Source organism: Acetobacter sp. AN02, from assembly GCF_029759835.1.
GTDB lineage: Bacteria > Pseudomonadota > Alphaproteobacteria > Acetobacterales > Acetobacteraceae > Acetobacter.
Genome location: NZ_JAJJND010000181.1, coordinates 1 through 1,162 on the forward strand (window position 1 = coordinate 1; position 1,162 = coordinate 1,162).

General features: G+C 48.4%; 1 protein-coding gene. It reads left to right on the top strand.

The window, feature by feature from the left end:
* Positions 1–105: 105 nt before the first annotated feature.
* Positions 106–1,047 carry a nitrogen assimilation transcriptional regulator NAC gene (gene nac, locus LOC54_RS12235; protein WP_025825418.1) on the top strand — a complete coding sequence of 314 codons (942 nt, stop codon included), beginning with the start codon at positions 106–108 and terminating at the stop codon, positions 1,045–1,047.
* Positions 1,048–1,162 lie beyond the last annotated feature (115 nt).

Below are 1,162 nucleotides of genomic sequence, written 5' to 3' on the forward strand. Positions count from 1 at the left end.
TAGCCTAACTTAAGAAAACCGGTCTCCGCCAATCCCGGGGCGGTTCAGACCATTTACAAAAATTCTATTAAAATCCAATCAAATACGGTGCATGGAGAGGGCAAAATGGATATTCGTCGGTTGCAAGCGTTCGTAAAAATTATTGATATTGGAAGTATTTCTCGTGCTGCCGATATTCTGAATATTGCACAGCCAGCTCTCAGCCAGCAGTTGGCATCACTAGAAACCGCGTTCAAACAGAAACTGCTGATCCGCAGCAAAATGGGTGTCACCCCAACGGCCGCTGGTCTCGAATTGTATCGCCACTCACAAACCATCATCAAACAGCTTGACCGCGCCATGACTGAGATCAGTAACGGTGCAGGGCCGTTGGTGGGCAAGGTTTCGGTCGGGCTTTCGCCTTACTCTTCGGGTTCCACGCTGTCTCTGGCACTCCTCAAGGAAGTGCGTGAGAAATTGCCGGGCATCACGCTCCACCTGACTGAAAGTTTTGACGATATTTATAGTGAAATGGTCATGACAGGCCGATTGGATATGGCGGTCATTCATGGGGCTGGACCTATCAAAGGGGTACACTTCACACCTCTCATGAAAGAAGATTTCTTTCTGGTTGCCCCGGAAAGCTCTTCTTTTACAGAGAACCTCTCTTCTCCGGTCAGGCTCTCTGATCTGACGGAAGTTCCCTTGCTCCTTCCCCCAGACTACAACTTTGTCCGCAAGCGCATTAACATGGCTTTTGCACGCAAACAGATTACGCCCAATATTGTTGCTGAAGTTGAAGCACTGCTGACGCTTCAGGATGCTGTTGCCGCAGGCGTTGGCTGTACAATCCTACCCTGGTCTGTCGCCAGCAAGATTATCGTTCCAGGCAAATCCCGTGTGTATGAACTATGTAGTCCCGTGATACAGGAGGATGTGTCCCTCTGTGTACCGGAAAGCATTCCAGAAACGGAAGCTGGTCTAGCCGTGCGCGAAATTCTCATAGATCTGGCGAAAAACATGGTTACGTCACAAAACTGGCCTGGCACTAAAATCATGAAAACATAACGTCAGCTCAAAAAATAATTTCAATACTTTTTCGGCTCAGAACCTACTTTGTTGCACAAATATCACCTTGAACCGCCCCGGGATTGGCGGAGACTGGTTTTCTTAAGTTATGCTG